The following is a 17,693-nucleotide window of genomic DNA, read 5'->3' on the forward strand; positions in this document are numbered from 1 at the left end:
ATTTTTCTACTTTTTTATTCGATTGCAGCTAATGGGAGGACTGCTCCTAACCGCAAAAGCAGACAAAAAAACAGATATTATTTCCCGGGTAATACGATGTGTTGATTTATCGGTTGCGTCCGAATGCAAACCGATTCGTCAAAGCATGAAATGGGGTGTCCGTGCATAGGATGTATAAACCGCTGCATAGATGGAGGGAGTAATATATGAATATACTAAACAAGGTGAGAAACTATAGGGATGAAGAGAAACGACTGATGTGGGAAGGGACGTTTGCGGAATACCTGGAAATTGTGAAAGCGCAACCTGAAGTAGCTCAAACGGCTCATTCACGTGTATATAATATGATTAAAAGTTCTGGTGTTACGGAAAGGGATGGACAAAAGATGTTCCATTTCTTTGGGGAAGGAATTTTTGGACTGGAAACGGCAATTGAACGTCTGGTAGAGGAGTATTTCCATCCTGCTGCCAAAAGGCTGGATGTCAGAAAGCGGATATTATTGCTGATGGGACCTGTAAGTGGAGGTAAATCAACAATTGTAAGTATGTTGAAGAGGGGTTTGGAACAATATTCACGTACAGATGAAGGGGCCGTCTATGCGATAAAAGGCTGTCCAATGCATGAAGATCCGCTCCATTTAATTCCACATCATTTACGTGACGATTTCTTTGAAGAATATGGAATCCGGATTGAAGGAAGTCTTTCTCCACTGAACACAATGCGGCTCGAGAAGGAATATGGAGGCCGGATTGAAGATGTGAGAGTGGAACGAATCTTTTTCTCCGAAGATAAGCGTGTTGGAATTGGAACATTCAGTCCTTCTGATCCGAAATCACAGGATATTGCCGATCTGACAGGCAGTATTGATTTCTCAACCATTGCCGAGTTTGGTTCTGAATCAGATCCTAGAGCCTATCGGTTTGACGGGGAGCTGAATAAAGCGAATCGCGGAATGATGGAATTTCAGGAGATTCTGAAAAGTGATGAGAAATTTCTTTGGCATTTATTATCACTGACACAGGAAGGGAATTTCAAAGCGGGCAGATTCGCCTTAATTTCGGCCGATGAGCTCATCGTTGCGCACACGAATGAATCAGAATACCGCTCTTTTATAGCAAATAAGAAAAACGAAGCACTTCATTCAAGAATGATTGTTATGCCAATTCCTTATAACCTTCGAGTAAGTCAGGAAGAACGAATTTATGAAAAAATGATTAAGGAAAGTGATATTTCTAATGTCCATGTGGCACCACATGCTTTACGAGCGGCGGCAATATTCTCGATTTTAACGAGACTTCGAGAATCAAAGAAGCAAGGGATCGACCTCGTTAAGAAAATGCGGCTTTATGACGGGGAAAGTGTCGAAGGCTTTAACCAAATTGATACCGAAGAACTGAAAAAGGAATTCCAGGATGAAGGAATGGGAGGAATCGATCCACGGTATGTAATCAACCGTATATCTTCCACTATTATCCGTAAAGAAGTTCCATCAATCAATGCACTGGATGTATTGCGTTCCTTGAAGGACGGACTTGACCAGCACCCGTCCATTTCAAAGGATGACCTGGAAAAATACATGAACTTCATTGCAGTTGCAAGAAGAGAATATGATGAAATAGCGAAGAAGGAAGTACAAAAAGCGTTTGTTTACTCCTATGAAGAATCGGCTAAAACATTGATGGATAACTATCTTGATAATGTGGAAGCATACTGCAATAAAAATAAACTGAAAGATCCACTAACAGGTGAAGAAATGAATCCGGATGAAAAGCTGATGCGCTCCATTGAAGAGCAAATCGGCATTTCGGAAAATGCAAAAAAAGCATTTCGTGAGGAAATCCTTATCCGACTTTCAGCATATGCGAGAAAAGGAAAGCGCTTTGACTATAATTCACATGAGCGCCTGCGCGAAGCTATTCAAAAGAAGCTATTTGCTGATTTGAAGGACGTTGTGAAAATAACTACCTCATCGAAAACGCCGGATGAATCCCAATTGAAAAAAGTGAATGAAGTGATAGCGCGTTTAATTGACGAACATGGCTATAATTCCATTTCGGCAAATGAATTGCTACGTTATGTTGGAAGTCTTTTAAATCGCTGACCGGATATAGACTGCAGGACTAACGCCAATGTTAGTCCTTTTTTTTCTTTTGGAAAAGGAATTTTTGTAAATAACTTGTTTTAAGTTGCATAGTATAAAGAAAGTAAATAGAAATAAAGACAGAAAATTTAAATAATAGGAGAGGATAGAAATGCAGAAAAAGCAAGAGCCTCATTTTGTTGTCTCCCAGGAAAACTGGTCTCTCCATCGTAAAGGTTATCAAGATCAACAAAGGCATATTGATAAAGTGAAGGATGCGATTAAAAATAATTTACCGGATTTAATCAGTGAAGAAAACATCATCATGTCAAATGGAAAAGACGTTATTAAAATTCCCATTCGATCATTGGATGAATACAAGATTCGTTATAACTATGACAAATCAAAGCATGTAGGTCAGGGAAATGGAGATTCGGAGGTTGGGGACGTAATTGCAAGGGATCCGAATGCAGGATCAAAAGGACAAAATGGTTCAGGAAGTGGCAGGAAAGCAGGAGATAAACCCGGAAGTGATTACTACGAAACAGAGGTATCCATTGCTGAAATTGAAGAAGCACTTTTCTCTGAACTGGAACTGCCGAACCTTAGGCAGAAGGAACCTGCAGAAATAACTACCGAGAAAGTTGAATTTAACGATGTCCGAAAGAAGGGACTAATGGGGAATGTCGATAAAAAGCGGACAATTTTGACAGCATTAAAGCGAAACGCACGAGAGGGAAAGGCGGCAATTACTCCCATCCATAATGATGATTTGCGATTTAAAACCTGGAATGAAGTAATCAAACGGGAATCGAAAGCAGTTGTCATTGCAATGATGGATACGAGTGCATCGATGGGTACCTTTGAGAAGTATATGGCCAGAAGTTTTTTCTTCTGGATGAATCGTTTCTTACGTACAAAATATGAAACCGTCGAATTTGAATTTATCGCCCATCATACGGAAGCCAAAGTAGTTACAGAGGAAGCATTCTTCTCGAAAGGAGAAAGTGGTGGGACGATATGTTCTTCCGCATATATGAAAGCTCTGGAGGTCATTCAGGATAAATTCAGTCCATCCCGTTATAATATATATCCTTTTCATTTCTCGGATGGAGAAAACATCACTTCCGATAATGCGAAATGCATTGAATTGGTAAATGAAATCATGGAACTCTCCAATATGTTCGGTTATGGGGAAGTTAATGGATATAATCGTTACTCCACATTGATGAATGCTTATAAAAAAATCGACGATCCGAAATTCCGTCACTATATATTGAAGGAAAAGGGCGATGTATATCACGCGATGAAGAGTTTCTTTCACAAGGATACAGCAGCGGTATAGTCACTCTGAAGCTTTGTAACGCAAATAGGAGAATCCCCCACATTCAGGGGATTCTCCATTATTCTTCTTCAATCGTATAGGCAGCCCGTTCGGTAGCCAATGAGAAGGATGAACCATTAAATTCATAGCTGGTGCCTTCATCCAATGGTATTTCATAGAGTGGGGCAGGCATGGGCTCCATTTGTTCGTCTTCATTCTCTATTTCACCATCACCATTGAGTAATAGGGAATGTTCGGGTACATAATCATCGACCCGTCGTGTATTATTTGAATAGGAAACGGATTTCAATTCCATTACAGTTTCATCAAGGTCATCGAGCTCCTGTTTGGTAATTTTTACGTTTTTTCCCGTCCAGGATTTTAGTTTTTCATTAAATTCTTCAATTGTTAAAGATTGCTGTCCCATAAGAATCCCTCCTGCTTTTAGTTTACCCGGAAATCGCCCATCATACACTCCAACCTATTTTTTGGGGACATTATTTACAGGACGAATCATAAACTGTATAAAGCACTTCTGGGGGGATGAATGTGGAACAGACAAAAGAACTGAGTCGTGCAATAGAGGAGATCACTGAAATAGCTTCCGGATTCGGGCTGGATTTCTATCCAATGCGTTATGAAGTCTGCCCTGCAGATATTATATATACATTTGGAGCATATGGCATGCCAACGAGATTCACGCATTGGAGTTTTGGAAAGCAGTTCCATAAAATGAAACTACAATATGATTTGGGGCTAAGTCAGATATATGAGCTTGTCATCAACTCGGACCCTTGCTATGCATTCTTGCTTGATACGAACAGTCTGATTCAGAACAAGCTGATCATCGCACATGTGCTGGCACATTGTGATTTTTTCAAAAATAATGTTCGTTTTTCGAATACGAGAAGAGATATGGTGGAAAGTATGACAGCCACTGCAGAACGCATTGCCGACTATGAAATGACTTATGGGAAAGAGGAAGTCGAGAGTTTTCTGGATGCAGTCTTATCGATTCAGGAGCATATCGACCCATCGATTGTTCGTTCCAAACTGCCTGCAGATGGGGAAGAAGACACTGAGAAAAAAGATAATCCTAAAGCAAAGTCGCAGTATGACGATTTGTGGGGACTGGATGAAAAGCCTGCAGTGGAAAAACCAAAAACGCGCAGGAAAACAAAAAAGCTCCCTCCTAAGCCTGAGAAAGATATTTTATTATTTATTGAAGAGCATAGCAGAGAATTGGAGGACTGGCAACGCGATATTCTGACAATGATGCGTGAGGAAATGCTTTATTTTTGGCCACAGCTTGAGACGAAAATCATGAACGAGGGCTGGGCTTCGTATTGGCATCAGCGTATATTACGGGAAATGGATTTAAGCACAAGTGAAACCATTGAGTTTTCCAAGTTGAATGCCGGAGTTGTGCAGCCATCGAAAACATCCATTAACCCATATTATTTAGGTTTAAAAATATTTGAAGATATTGAGGAGCGATATAATAATCCAACCGAAGAGATGCAGCGCCTCGGGTATAAGCCGAATGCAGGCAGGGAGAAGATTTTTGAAGTACGGGAGATCGAATCCGATATTTCGTTCATTCGGAACTATTTAACGAAGGAACTCGTTCAGCAAGAGGATATGTATTTATTTGAGAAGAAGGGCCGAGACTACCGGATTACGGAGAAGGATTATGAGCAGGTCAGAGATCAGCTCATTTCCATGCGCGTCAATGGAGGCTTTCCGTATATCGTTGTAGAAAACGGGGATTATTTAAGAAACGGCGAGCTGTATCTCGTGCATGGATATGAGGACATTGAACTCGATATCAACTATTTGGAGCATGTGCTGCCATACATTTACCAGTTATGGGGGAAAACAGTTCATATGGAGACAACGGTTGAAGGAAGAGAGACGGTTTTTTCATATGACGGCAAGGAAATGTCAAAGCGGCATGTATAATGTAAGTGAAAGAGCTTGAACCTGGAGACACCAGAATCAAGCTCTTTACTTTTTTCGACAAATTTCGGGCGGTGCCTGGCACTGTTCGGTTTTCGACATAATTCGGGGAGTGCCAGTTGAACCTATTTTTCTTTTTTGGTTTTTTTGCTGAAATGTTCGTACAGGGATTTTAATGAATTGGCGTCGAGCTCGATATTATTTTCGTAGGCATATTTGATTGCATAGCCTAATGTCAGGGTCATTCCGCCTGCAATGCTTCCTCCGGCAACAGAGCCTGCCCCAGGAACAAATTTGACAACCTGACGAAACAAGGTTTTGCCAATATTCCCTGTAATGGTGGCAATCGCTAATTCTCTTGCTCTTTCTTTGGAAAGGGGCTTTTCATATAGGGCGGCCAATTTGACCATCAGTCCAACCTGAATCCCTGTCAGCGGAATGAAGTCGGAACCAGGCAATGGAGCGGCACCAACTGCTGTAGCGGAACCGGAAGCCCCTAGGATCCACTTATTGGCTATCGGAGATTTTTCCTTGATAAGCCTGGCAAATTGGATTTCTTTACTCTTTTTTTTAAGGATTTCCAAAATCTCATTTCTCAGTTTATCAATATTTTCACCAGTCCGTGAAGATATTGGCACTACTTTATATTTATGGTTCGTATTTTGTTTCACGTAATGGATAAGACCTGGTATATCATCTGCAGCATCGATCTTATTTAATACAAAAAGAATGTTTTTATTCGCTTTGGAAATCAGCTCAAATGATTTTCTCTCCCCATCGGAAAAGACAGTACCTACAGCATTCAGGAAAAATAAAATAACATCAGCATCTTTGTAGAACTTCATTGTTTCCTGGGAATTTTCATTATTTATATCATCAAGCCCTGGTGTATCAGCAAAAATAATTTTTTCCCGATATACAAAGCGATCAATTCCAGTGGTTTCGCCCGGTTTTGCTCCTACCATGGCAACCTCATCACCAATGATTTGATTGATTGTGGAGGATTTGCCGGTGTTCACATCCCCGATCATGGCAAATAATATTTCTTCTTCCAGCTGTTCATTGACTCTGTTTGTTTCCTGCTCGTATGCTTTTTCGAATTCTTGTTCATCAAATTCCTGTCCATTGGATTCTCGTTCGTTGAATTCTGCCAAGACAACCACTCTCCTTGTTCTTTATATTACCAAATTAGCCGTTTTGAAACACGCATTTATCAAAAGGGATAGAAAAAGCTTTAGACGGTAACAAGAATATAAAGTTTTATTGAAAAATCACTGTCCCGTGGAAAGTGACATATTCAGCCTTGGAGCTGGATAGCTACATCCTATGTGCTCCTAATAATGCAGTAGCAGCATATGTATTGTTGCAAATGATAGTATTTTTGTACGTTCTGATGTATAACTATATTGTATGAAACTGTTATTGAAATTCCCAATTCCATTTAATTATTTGAAGCGATTTCATTGACAGTTATTTGTTTGGGCAGTAACCTAATAGTAAGCAGTGATTATTTTATAAAAGCAGACATAGCTTCTTTAAGTTAGGATTAAAAATATAAAGTGAGGCGAAAAACATGAGTAATACGCTTAATGAAAAAAATGAACAGCTTGGTGGGATCCTATCTGACATGGGTCGTGTTTTAGTAGCTTTCTCCGGCGGGGTGGACAGTTCATTCCTGCTAAAACGGGCACAGCAGGAATTAGGGGATAACGTGCTAGCGGTAGTTGTCGCTTCCGAACTTTTCCGTCAAGAAGAGTTTGATGGTGCTGTAAAACTTGCAGAAAGCATGGGTGTCCGTGTTCTGAAAACAGAAATGAAGGAATTGGAAAATCCTGCAATTGCAGCAAATACACCAGACAGCTGGTACCACAGCAAAAAAATGCTTTACTCTCGTCTGAATGATATTGCAAAAGAAATGGATTATCCGTATGTTTTAGATGGTATGATTATGGATGATATGGATGATTTCCGTCCGGGTCTGAAGGCCAGAACGGAAGAGGGCGCGCGCAGTATACTACAGGAAGCAGGGCTTTATAAACATGAAATTCGAGAACTTTCCAAACAGCTTGACGTACCAGTATGGAATAAACCCGCATCATGCAGCCTTGCATCGAGATTCCCTTATGGAAATCAGATCAATCGGGAAAAAGTGAAGCAAGTAAACGAGGCGGAGCTATTCTTAATCAAACTTGGATTTGATATGGTCCGTGTACGCTATCATGAAAATGTTGCAAGAATTGAAGTTACAGAGGATAAGATTACAGACCTGCTGGCTAAACGTGAACAGGTACAAATGAAACTGATTTCCCTCGGTTTTGACTATGTTTCGGTTGACCTAAAAGGATATCGTACAGGAAGTATGAATGAAGTATTGCCAAAAGAGCAGATGGAAACAGAAATCGTTTAACTGACAGGATAAAATAGAAATGCCGTTCGAGCAGAGGGAAATATCCCTTGCTGTGAACGGCTTTTTTAGATTTTCACTACTACAGTTACTTATTCATCTGTATCAAAAGCTGCTGATAGGCGGCTGCTTCTTCCTTATTCCCCAGTTGGTGATAAACTTTCGATAAATATGTAACAGGTTTTCGATCTTCTGGATGCATTTCCATTTCCCATTTAAAACAGTCAATTGACTTCTCCAATTGCTGGAATTGAACATAGAGCTCTCCAAGTGCAAATTGCTGATCGGGATCTTCCATCATTGCTGCCATTTTTAGAAGCTTCCGTTCAATAGGCAGATGATAACCCGCTGCTTGAAACGGATTGAGCCAAGTCAGGATAGAGTTAAGCTGGTAATCCTCCAAAAATGCGGATACAAAAGGTTTAACCATTCTGTCCAATGTGTGGGCTTCATTATTGCAAAGTTCCAGTAATCGTTTGCCTGACCTGTCAAAGGCAGAGGATAAAACCTCTTTATCTGCTTTTTCAAAAGCCTGGATAGTTGTTTCGGTATGTTCCTGCTGGGGAGTGATGCTGGCATTCATCAGAAATTCAACGATTGCGTTTGCATTACCGGAGGACATGATCACATTCATTAACTGTTCCTTAACCGCTTTGGTTTGTTTTAGTGATTGGAGAAAGAGGATCTGATCTTCCATCGAAAAATCGCTCAGTATTTGGAGAATGGCAGTAAGATTACTTTTGGAAAATTTATTGTTCAGTCTCATTGTTCGTATGGCAAGTTCATCGAGGGGACGATCTTGTTCGCTGTATAGTTGAATCAGCAAATCGAAGGCATCTTCCTGAGCTAACACATCAAAAGAGATCGCTTCAAAATTTATAGGGTCATTTTCATAAACATTTTTAATGTCTTCATATATCGTTTTATACTTCTGGAGCTGCAGATCATTCATCATATCCTGCACAAATTTACTGTCACGGCCGCTGTTCAAGGACGTTTTTAATAGCTGATATGCAGTCAGATTCTGGCCGTTTCTACGAAAATCGTAAAAGGTGCGTTTAAATAACTTTTCAACGGATCCTGCTTTCGTAAATGAATCGAAATAGGAGATGATTAAAGCAGTTTCTATTTTAGGATAGGATTTTTGAATGGTTTTATAGAGCTGATTAATTGAAACACAGTGGAGAGAAGCTTGAGATTTAAGTAAATGTGTGGTTAACGGATGGGATCCGCTGAAGTGAATGCCATTTTTAAATGCTTGATGAACGTGGGAATTTAGTTTGATCTGATTTCTTTTAATGCCATTGATAAAATCGTTTTTATAGAAGATCAGGTAATAATGATTGGCATTTTTGTCAGATGCTTCAAGGACTTTGCTTTGTTTATAAAATACCAGCTGTTCGGCGGTGAGTGTAAGGTTCTTCTTATCTGAATGAATTTGGAATTGACAATTACTCATTATAAATCCCCCCTCGTATTTATCTTTATCATACCATATTAAAATGATACCAACGAATTTAAAATCGTTTATTAATTTATTATTATCTGATACAATGATTAACAATTAGTATCAGGTACTAAACAGGAGGGTGATTTTAATGAATAGAGAAGATTTAATTGCTCCACAAAATTATAATATTGTGATGGAAATTGAAAAATATGCAAGAGATGTAAATTGCAAAGCAGTTATTTGGGAAGATGAAGCTGGAAACAGAAAAGAAATTACATATGAAAATCTTGTAAAGAACGCTAATCAGATCGGTAATCTTTTTTACGAAAAGGGATTGAAGCGGGGAGACAAACTGTTAGTGATGATGCCCCGTATCATTGAAACCTATGAAGTATATCTGGCCGCTTTAAAAACAGGAATTGTTATTATTCCAAGTTCCGAAATGTTCCGTACGAAGGATTTACAGTACCGGATTACCCATGGTGAGGTTAATGGAGTTGTCAGCTACGCCGATTATGCGGATGAATTCAAGGGAGTCAAGGAGTATGATCGTTTAGTAAAATTTTCTGTTGGAAAGTCTCTCGATGGCTGGAATCTGCTTGATGATTTAAAAGAGACTGCATCAGATCAACTGGAAATGGTGTCCTCAACACGTGATGATATCGCATTTTTACCATATACTTCGGGTACGACAGGTAATCCGAAAGCGGTTATGCACACACATGGCTGGGGGTATGCCCATATGCAGACCGCTCCAGAAAACTGGCTTAGTATCCGTGAGGGGGATACTGTCTGGGCAACTGCCGCCCCGGGTTGGCAAAAATGGGTATGGAGTCCGTTTCTTTCTGTACTTGGTTCAGGAGCTACAGGCTTTGTTTATAATGGGAAATTTGAACCGAAGAAGTATTTAAGCCTGCTGGAGCAAAATGATGTGAATGTATTCTGCTGTACCCCGACTGAATACCGTCTCATGGCAAAGCTAGATAATCTATCAGACTATCATTTACCTGAATTGCATAGTGCAGTATCTGCAGGAGAACCATTGAACCGTGAAGTTATTGACCAATTTGAGAAATACTTTGATGTAACTGTCAGGGATGGTTACGGACAAACAGAAAATACACTTCTGCTTGGTTTCCTAAAAGGAATGAAGGTGAAGCCAGGCTCCATGGGTAAACCTACGCCAGGAAACAATGTCCAATTGATTGATGAGGACTGTAATCCGGTTGCGGTCGGTGAAGTCGGCGACATTGCGATTCCATTGGACACACCTGCATTATTCAAAGCATATTACAAGGATCCTGAGCGAACGAAAAAATCGCAAAGAGGGAACTATTATATTACAGGTGATCAGGCATCACTGGATGAAGAAGGTTACTTCTGGTTTGAAGGAAGAAATGATGATATTATCGTTAGCTCTGGCTATACAATCGGGCCATTTGAAGTGGAGGATGCATTGGTGAAGCATCCCGCAGTAAAGGAATGTGCAGTTGTTGCCAGTCCTGACGAAATACGTGGAAATGTCGTAAAAGCATATATTGTACTTCAGGAAAATGCAGATGCCAGTAATCCGGCTCTTATTAAAGAATTGCAGAATCATGCAAAACAATTAACTGCACCCTATAAGTATCCTCGTAAAATTGAATTTATTGATGAGCTTCCGAAAACCTCATCAGGGAAAATTCGCCGGATTGAGTTAAGACAGCGTGAACAAGAACAAACCAAATAAGAAAGACAAACAGGGCGAAGAGGGTCATTCTCTTCGTCCTGTTTGTTATGAAAATGGTGGTTATACAGTTCTGGAGATGAAGGGGGAGGAATTGCATATTAAAACCATGTGGTCATTTAGCCTGGAAATTAACGCCGAGGTATATTTTTTCGCGAATTTACCAATATTACCTTAATGAATGAGGGTTTTCATTAATTTGATGAATGGGCTGATGAAGATGAGAAAACGAATGATGGCAATGAGTCTCTTATATGCATTTTTTGTGACAATGCAGCTGACAGAGTCAGAAGCGGCAGTTATGGATAAGGATATACAGGGAACGGCTGTTGAGCATAATTGGGTAGAATATAGTACAGATATAAAAGAAATGGAAGTCGATACCCATGATATTACATATTGGAAAAATCTTATGAGGTATACTCGTACGTGTACAATCTCTCATGTAATAAGAACAGTCGTATATTATTGTGATATTCATGATCATACAAAGTCTGAGACATTCCTTGACGATGTTATTCACAGCGAAAAGCATTCGCATTAAATAGACATTCCAGTGCAAAAACCATGCACTCGGAATGTCCTTTGCTAGCGTAGAGTTCCTGAGCAGTCACGAACTTCCAGCGCTAGCGGACTGCCTCTTTTGTCGGACGTGATCTAGGAGCTTACGCTTTTGTCTGTTAAAAAGTTATTTGACAAGTAGAGCATGTTGTTTTGCTGGATGATGGTCTGCAAGTTGATCCCCCTTACCAAAAAGATTATCTCTAAACGAAGTTCCTTCATATTCCTTTCTGACGAGTCCTCTTTCCTGTAAAACTGGAACAACCAATTCAACAAAGTCCTCAAAAGTTCCAGGTGTAATGGCATATGCAACATTAAATCCGTCAATTCCAGCCTCGTCTACCCATTGCTCCATAATATCGGCAATTTGCTCTGGTGACCCAACAGCAGAAGCTCCCATTCCTCCAATGCCAATAGCATTTATGATATCTTCCACCGTGGCTGGTCTATCGGGTATCACTTTTGTGAAATTTTCAAGTGCTGATCGTATTGAATCATTTTCAATATAGCTTATTTCCTGATAAGGTTCATAAGCTGATAAATCTATTCCGGTCCAACCCCCAAATAGAGCAAGTGCTCCTTCTGTACTTATATATTTTTTATATTCGTCATACTTTTGTCTAGCTTCTTCTTCTGTTGGAGCTACAATCGGTATTAACATGGAAAGTATTTTCACTTCTTCAGCAGATCTCCCGGTTTTCTCAATATCAGCCCGTATTTTTTTTACGGTCTCTTTAGCTGTTGCAATATTTGGTGCACCAATGAAAGCCAATTCTGCATTTTTGGCTGCAAATTCCCTACCTTTTGTTGAGGCCCCTGCCTGAAAAAGCACAGGTGTACGCTGCGGTGATGGTTCACTCAGATGTGCGCCAGGTACTTTAAAGTATTTTCCTTCATGGTTAATATTATGAACCATAGTCGGATCAGTATAGATTGCTTTTTCCTTGTCGATTTTAACAGAAGCTTCCTCCCAGCTGTTTTCCCATAGTTTATAGCAAACTTCCAAATACTCTTCTGCAATATCATACCGTTCATCATGGTTTATCTGATCGTCCAATCCCATATTAACTGCGGCACTTTTCAAATAGGATGTAACGATATTCCAGCCTAATCGACCTTTAGTTAAATGATCCAACGTACTTATTTTGCGGGCGAAAGTATATGGATGTTCATGGGTAACAGAGGCTGTAACACCAAAGCCAAGATGTCTCGTCACAGCAGCCATAAATGGCACAATTAAAAATGGATCATTAACTGGAGATTGTACGCCGTTACGTAAAGCGGCATCCCGCGAGCCCTGATATACATCATACGTCCCAAGCACATCTGCAATAAATATTGCATCAAACCTGCCCTTTTCCAGCGTTTTTGCGAGATCAGTCCAGTATTCACTATCTTTATATCGATAGGATTCGTCATCAGGATGCGTCCAAAGCCCGGGAGCCTGGTGTCCAGGAGTATTCATATCAAATGCATTCAAATATATGCGTTTCTTTGCCATATTTTTCATCCTCCTTTTTTAACTTTGATAGGATATTGCAGCAGAAGTAACCGTATGATTAACCAATTGTATAAAGTAATCGAGCTGCTTTTTTGTTCGCTGAAGTACTTCCACATCAATAATTGGATTATCGTTTTGCTTATTGATTTGCTCGTCAAGAATGTAAATGCCTTTTAAATTATGTGCCTTTAACGTCGCCAGGACTGGTTTGAGTGTGTACTCCACAGCCAATAGATGTGAAGGGCTTCCACCTGTCATTAGAGGAAGTACAGGAGTATGTTTTAAAACGTCCTGCGGGAGAATGTCGATTAATGCTTTCAATACTCCCGAGTAGGCCCCTTTATATACGGGGGACCCTACAATGACACCATCAGCTTCCTCAATAAGACTTGCAATATGTTTTACTGCGGCACTTTTAAAATTCCCTGTGAACAAATCTTCGTAGGACACATCCTTAACAGATACATGTGTAACTAAAAAGTGCTCCTTTTTGAGCAACCCCCCCAAATATTTCAGGACCTGCTCGGATCGGGAAAATTCTGACGGACTTCCTGATATAATAACGATCGAACTCATGGACACCATTCTCCTTTTGATATAAAATTATTTGACATATACAGAAAATACAGCAAAAAGCCCTCTTTTCCAGATAGCAAGAGAAAAGAGGGCCTCATTTAAAGTATCAGCTCTTATCTCTCAAGAAAGAATCTCGCTGGATTTAGCACCTTTCTGACAATGTCAGAGGTTGCTGAAGCTTCACAGGGCCAGTTCCCTCAGCTTCTCTTGATAAGAATGTTTGATTGTTGGATATATTCTAATATATTAATTCATATAAGTCAACTGTGTTTTATAAGAATTATCTAATTGACATTTCATAAATTTTATACTATTATTCAATAAATAATAAATAATAAATAGTTAATTTTATCTTATCCTGAGAGGTGGAGGGAAGTGGCCCTGCGAAACCTCGGCAACAGGTTCTGTTGAGGAATACTGTGCCAATTCCATCAAGCAAAAGCTTGAAAGATAAGAGAGAAGAATGGTCTGTATAAAACTCTTTTCTTATCAGGAAAGAGTTTTTCATGTTGAGGAAGAGGATGTGAGCTCATGAAGTACGGATTTTGGCTGCCGATATTTGGTGGATGGTTAAGAAATGTTGAGGATGAAAATATGCCACCTACATATGGGTACGCAAAAAAGTAATTCAATCAGCAGAAAAATGGAGCTACGATACCACGTTAATTGCTGAGTTATATTTGAATGACATTATAGGAACGGATGCTGATTCAATAGAGGCTTGGTCAACCGCTGCGTTGTTGGCTGCCGTTACAGATTCGGTTACAGGACTACTCGGTTTCAAATCGGGGATACGTCCGAATCTTGTTGGTACACCAGAGCAAATTGCGAAAGGAATTTTGGAATTTGCAGATGTCGGTGTTGATCAGCTGCTATTGCAATGTTCTCCACAGCTTGAGGAATTGGAACGTTTCTCAAAGCAAGTCATGCCTAAAGTGGAAGAATTAAGAAAAACTGCAACAAACATTTAACAAGGAGTGGTATATATGAGTAAGATTTATGTTATACACGAAAACCATGAATGGTCTCAGCATCTATTCAACCGTCTGGAGGAGCTGAACCTGCCTTATGAAGATTGGTTTGTTGAAAATGGAGTGGTCGATCTTGCTTCTGTTCCGCCAGAGGGTATTTTCTACAACCGGATGAGTGCTTCGTCACATACAAGAGGACATCGTTTTTCACCAGAGTTATCAAATGCAATTCTTGCATGGCTGGAGCATCACGGGAGAACAGTGATTAACGGTTCACGCGCACTTCAGCTGGAAGTAAGTAAGGTACTGCAGTATTTGGAGCTGGAGAAATATGGGGTTCAGACACCGAAAACTGTTGCAGCAGTTGGAAAGGATGAAATTTTGAAAGCGGCAGATAGATTCGATGGCAAGAGGTTTATAACGAAGCATAATCGGGCTGGCAAGGGACTTGGGGTACAGCTATTCAACTCTGCTAGTGCACTGCAAAAATATGTAGAGGGTGACAGTTTTGAGGAACCCGTTGATGGGGTCACATTGCTGCAGGATTACATTGAATCACCAGATTCGTTTATCACACGATGTGAGTTCGTTGGAGGGAAATTTGTTTATGCGGTCCAGGTCGATACTTCCGAAGGCTTTGAATTATGCCCGGCAGATGCTTGTACAATCGATGATTTGTTCTGTCCTGTCGGGGAAGAGAGCTTAAAACCGGCAAAATTCCAAATCAGAGAAGGCTTTGATCATCCGATTCTCCAAAAATACGAACGTGTTCTTGCCGAAAATGATATTCAAATTGCAGGTATCGAATTCATCGAGGATAAAGATGGTAATATTTTTACTTATGATATTAACACGAACACCAACTACAATAGTGAAGCAGAAGCAATCAGCGGGAAGTACGGCATGCTCGAGGTTGCCAAGTTTTTAGGTGAAGAGCTTGAGAAATCTCGTGAAACCGTTCAAGTATAAGTGAGTGGGTGTGTGAGTCAAAAATGATGTTAAACCCCCTCCTGATTGGGAAGAGGGTTTTTTCATTCTCAGATAAATAGTTTTTCTATCTTCATAAGTACCGCTATAATTTTTGCCCATAGTACCTGTCCAATGAAAATCCGCGTCCGAGAATTTCCGATGCGTTAATAAAAATAACAAACGATGTCGGGGATTCTTTTTGCAGAATTTTCTTCAGCTGGACTGCCTCTGGTTGAGATGTTACACAAAGGACCATCGTCTTATCGAGATTCGAATAGCCGCCGACAGAACGAACTTTTGTCAAACCGCGGTCGATGCCGTTATGGATCAGTGACTGAATTTTTTCCTCTTCTTCGGTAATGATTAGAATCAGTTTTGTGGCGGAAGTGCGCAATTGTACAAAATCAATGGCTTTTCCGGAAATATAAATGGCCATTAAAGCAAATAACGTCAGTTCCAAATTAAAAACAATGATGGAGGCGGTCACAACAAGTCCATCCACGATAAATTGGGAATAGCCACTGGAAATGCCTGTGAATTTCTTTACAATCTGGGCAATTGCTGCCGTTCCGCCGGTAGATCCGTTTCCTTTATAAACGATCCCAAGACCTGCCCCAAGGATTATTCCACCATACAGCGCTCCTAGGAAGGGATTTGTGACTGACAGAGGAATATCTGCAGAAAGAAAGATAATGAATGGAACCCAAAATGTTCCGAGCAATGTTTTGAAACTGAAATCTTTACCCAAAGCGATCCATCCGATGAAAAAGATGGGAATATTAAAAAGGAATTGTATCAGTGCCGGGCTTAATGCATACACCTCGAACAGGATTGTACTGACCCCGGAAATACCCCCTGCAGCGAGTCTGGCAGGTAGGAAAAAAATATTGTAGGAAAGACCGACAAGCGTGGCACCTACAAGGATGTAGATATACTCTGAAGCAGTTTTATTACGAATAATTTTATTCATGCTCTATTTCCTTTCAGTGTAAAGGTGCATCTTATACTTTATCACTGAGCAGGTAAGTAGTAAATAGCTGTAGGATTTATTAGAAAACTTGGCATGCGCCAAGCCTTTCCGGCGTATGCCATAGTTGCACTTATGCAAGTAAGAAAGTTTATACTTTCTTACTTGCAAAATAAAAGCATGGATTCTAATAAAAAATCCATGCTTTCTAAAAGGCTATACGGTAACTCTTAATTTTTCCTTCTCCATGATTTTTGCCGTTACTTTTTCAGTAAGATCCTTTCCGATTTTCGGTACAACGGTCTTTAAAAGTGGGTTCATCATCGGACCCATCATACCTTTTACAGTTACATTAAGATAGCCTGTAATCTTTGTTTTCTTTTCAGAAAGCGCAGTCGCCAGGAAGTAACCATCCCCAACACATGTTTCATTCAATCCACTTAGGTTAAAACGCACATTTGAAGGCTCAGTCCATTCTGTAATGTGAACTTTTAAATTTACAGTCCTGTTGATGATTCCTATGTCGCCATGCAATTTCCAAATCGATTCCGTACTGCTGATAATTTCATGATCTGCATATCCCGGAACGAGGACAGCCCAGTTATTCATGTCACTGATGAAATTCCAAATTTCATTTATTGAGATATCCACTTCCATTTGATGGGTGCTGCGCGCCATTACAACTATTCCCTCCTTATGTAACCCTGCTGATAATTTTCATGCAAGGTTAATATATGCTGTAAATTGCATTCTTAGACCTTGTCTATCCCATTTGAATAAAAAAAGTAATGCCGCAGATGATAAGAGGGAACAGAACTATTCTGTTCCAATACACCGAGGAGTGATCATTATGGCTGATAACAATCGAAATAAGTTGTTGGTGCCTGGTGCGGAAAATGCAGTGAACAAGATGAAGGAAGAAATTTCCAGTGAGTTAAATGTAGAGCTTGGAGCTGACACAACTGCACGTGAGAACGGATCGGTCGGTGGTGAAATGGTCAAACGAATGATTAAAATTGCCGAAGAAAGCATGGCAAACGGAAACAATCACTAGAGCAAGGTAATAGGGATACCTCCAAAGCGACTTTTACCGCTTTGGAGGTATCTTTTTCATTGGGTTATTTTCTTAATGTTATACGACGCAGTTGATATAAAATGCGAAGTAACTGGAGATATATCACCGAAATTGTCCTATTGTCGCCGT

The 17,693-nt window shown here is 40.1% G+C and carries 15 protein-coding genes, 1 pseudogene and 2 riboswitches; of the genes and pseudogenes, 9 read left to right on the forward strand and 7 right to left on the reverse strand.

Annotation, left to right across the window (positions count from 1 at the left end; translation table 11 throughout):
* The first annotated feature begins 206 nt into the window (after positions 1–206).
* Both A4245_RS04930 and yhbH read left to right on the forward strand, forming a co-directional pair.
* A complete protein-coding gene (locus A4245_RS04930; protein WP_067726227.1) occupies positions 207–2,102 on the forward strand; it encodes a PrkA family serine protein kinase in 1,896 nt (631 codons plus the stop codon).
* Positions 2,103–2,253: 151 nt separating this feature from the next.
* The gene (yhbH, locus tag A4245_RS04935) at positions 2,254–3,426 is read left to right on the forward strand and encodes a sporulation protein YhbH (protein WP_067726229.1); all 1,173 of its coding nucleotides are present in this window, start codon (positions 2,254–2,256) and stop codon (positions 3,424–3,426) included.
* Between the two features lie 58 nt (positions 3,427–3,484).
* Here yhbH and A4245_RS04940 read toward each other — a convergent pair whose 3' ends face one another.
* Positions 3,485–3,832, reverse strand: coding sequence for a protein YmzB (locus A4245_RS04940; protein ID WP_067726231.1), 348 nt, complete (start codon positions 3,830–3,832; stop codon positions 3,485–3,487).
* A 116-nt stretch (positions 3,833–3,948) separates the two neighbouring features.
* Here A4245_RS04940 and A4245_RS04945 point away from each other — a divergent pair, with 116 nt between their 5' ends.
* Complete coding sequence (locus tag A4245_RS04945) at positions 3,949–5,367, forward strand: SpoVR family protein (protein WP_067726233.1); 1,419 nt, start codon at positions 3,949–3,951, stop codon at positions 5,365–5,367.
* A gap of 122 nt (positions 5,368–5,489) precedes the next feature.
* Here A4245_RS04945 and A4245_RS04950 read toward each other — a convergent pair whose 3' ends face one another.
* Positions 5,490–6,518 (reverse strand): YcjF family protein, encoded by a 1,029-nt coding sequence (locus A4245_RS04950; protein WP_067726235.1) that lies wholly within the window; start codon positions 6,516–6,518, stop codon positions 5,490–5,492.
* 419 nt (positions 6,519–6,937) lie between these two features.
* Between A4245_RS04950 and larE the strand changes: the two genes are divergently transcribed.
* Positions 6,938–7,771, forward strand: coding sequence for an ATP-dependent sacrificial sulfur transferase LarE (gene larE / locus A4245_RS04955; RefSeq protein ID WP_067726237.1), 834 nt, complete (start codon positions 6,938–6,940; stop codon positions 7,769–7,771).
* An 85-nt stretch (positions 7,772–7,856) separates the two neighbouring features.
* Here larE and A4245_RS04960 read toward each other — a convergent pair whose 3' ends face one another.
* Entirely contained in the window at positions 7,857–9,227 is a 1,371-nt protein-coding gene (locus A4245_RS04960) for a tetratricopeptide repeat protein (protein ID WP_067726240.1), read from the reverse strand.
* A gap of 139 nt (positions 9,228–9,366) precedes the next feature.
* Here A4245_RS04960 and mbcS point away from each other — a divergent pair, with 139 nt between their 5' ends.
* A complete protein-coding gene (mbcS, locus tag A4245_RS04965) occupies positions 9,367–10,947 on the forward strand; it encodes an acyl-CoA synthetase MbcS (protein WP_067726242.1) in 1,581 nt (526 codons plus the stop codon).
* A 217-nt stretch (positions 10,948–11,164) separates the two neighbouring features.
* Positions 11,165–11,488, forward strand: coding sequence for a hypothetical protein (locus A4245_RS04975; RefSeq protein ID WP_157087658.1), 324 nt, complete (start codon positions 11,165–11,167; stop codon positions 11,486–11,488).
* 144 nt (positions 11,489–11,632) lie between these two features.
* On the opposite strand, the gene A4245_RS04980 is transcribed toward A4245_RS04975, so the two are convergent.
* Positions 11,633–13,006 carry an LLM class flavin-dependent oxidoreductase gene (locus A4245_RS04980; RefSeq protein WP_067726249.1) on the reverse strand — a complete coding sequence of 458 codons (1,374 nt, stop codon included), beginning with the start codon at positions 13,004–13,006 and terminating at the stop codon, positions 11,633–11,635.
* An 18-nt stretch (positions 13,007–13,024) separates the two neighbouring features.
* Positions 13,025–13,582 (reverse strand): NADPH-dependent FMN reductase, encoded by a 558-nt coding sequence (gene ssuE, locus A4245_RS04985; protein ID WP_067726251.1) that lies wholly within the window; start codon positions 13,580–13,582, stop codon positions 13,025–13,027.
* A gap of 110 nt (positions 13,583–13,692) precedes the next feature.
* Positions 13,693–13,799, reverse strand: a riboswitch (SAM riboswitch).
* Positions 13,800–13,932: 133 nt separating this feature from the next.
* Positions 13,933–14,039, forward strand: a riboswitch (SAM riboswitch).
* A gap of 74 nt (positions 14,040–14,113) precedes the next feature.
* On the opposite strand from ssuE, the pseudogene A4245_RS20840 reads away from it, so the two are divergent.
* Together A4245_RS20840 and A4245_RS04995 are read left to right on the forward strand one after the other, a co-directional pair.
* A pseudogene (locus A4245_RS20840) lies at positions 14,114–14,373 on the forward strand (LLM class flavin-dependent oxidoreductase); the annotation flags it as partial.
* A 195-nt stretch (positions 14,374–14,568) separates the two neighbouring features.
* A complete protein-coding gene (locus A4245_RS04995) occupies positions 14,569–15,522 on the forward strand; it encodes an ATP-grasp domain-containing protein (protein ID WP_067726255.1) in 954 nt (317 codons plus the stop codon).
* A gap of 103 nt (positions 15,523–15,625) precedes the next feature.
* Here A4245_RS04995 and A4245_RS05000 read toward each other — a convergent pair whose 3' ends face one another.
* Together A4245_RS05000 and A4245_RS05005 are read right to left on the reverse strand one after the other, a co-directional pair.
* Positions 15,626–16,492 (reverse strand): YitT family protein, encoded by an 867-nt coding sequence (locus A4245_RS05000; RefSeq protein ID WP_067726258.1) that lies wholly within the window; start codon positions 16,490–16,492, stop codon positions 15,626–15,628.
* A gap of 213 nt (positions 16,493–16,705) precedes the next feature.
* Positions 16,706–17,167 carry an SRPBCC family protein gene (locus A4245_RS05005; protein ID WP_067726260.1) on the reverse strand — a complete coding sequence of 154 codons (462 nt, stop codon included), beginning with the start codon at positions 17,165–17,167 and terminating at the stop codon, positions 16,706–16,708.
* Between the two features lie 172 nt (positions 17,168–17,339).
* On the opposite strand from A4245_RS05005, the gene A4245_RS05010 reads away from it, so the two are divergent.
* Entirely contained in the window at positions 17,340–17,543 is a 204-nt protein-coding gene (locus A4245_RS05010) for an alpha/beta-type small acid-soluble spore protein (protein WP_067726262.1), read from the forward strand.
* The last annotated feature ends 150 nt before the right edge of the window (positions 17,544–17,693 follow it).

Origin of the sequence: Oceanobacillus damuensis, from assembly GCF_001618145.1 — a bacterium.
GTDB classification, from domain to species: Bacteria; Bacillota; Bacilli; order Bacillales; family Amphibacillaceae; genus Oceanobacillus; species Oceanobacillus damuensis.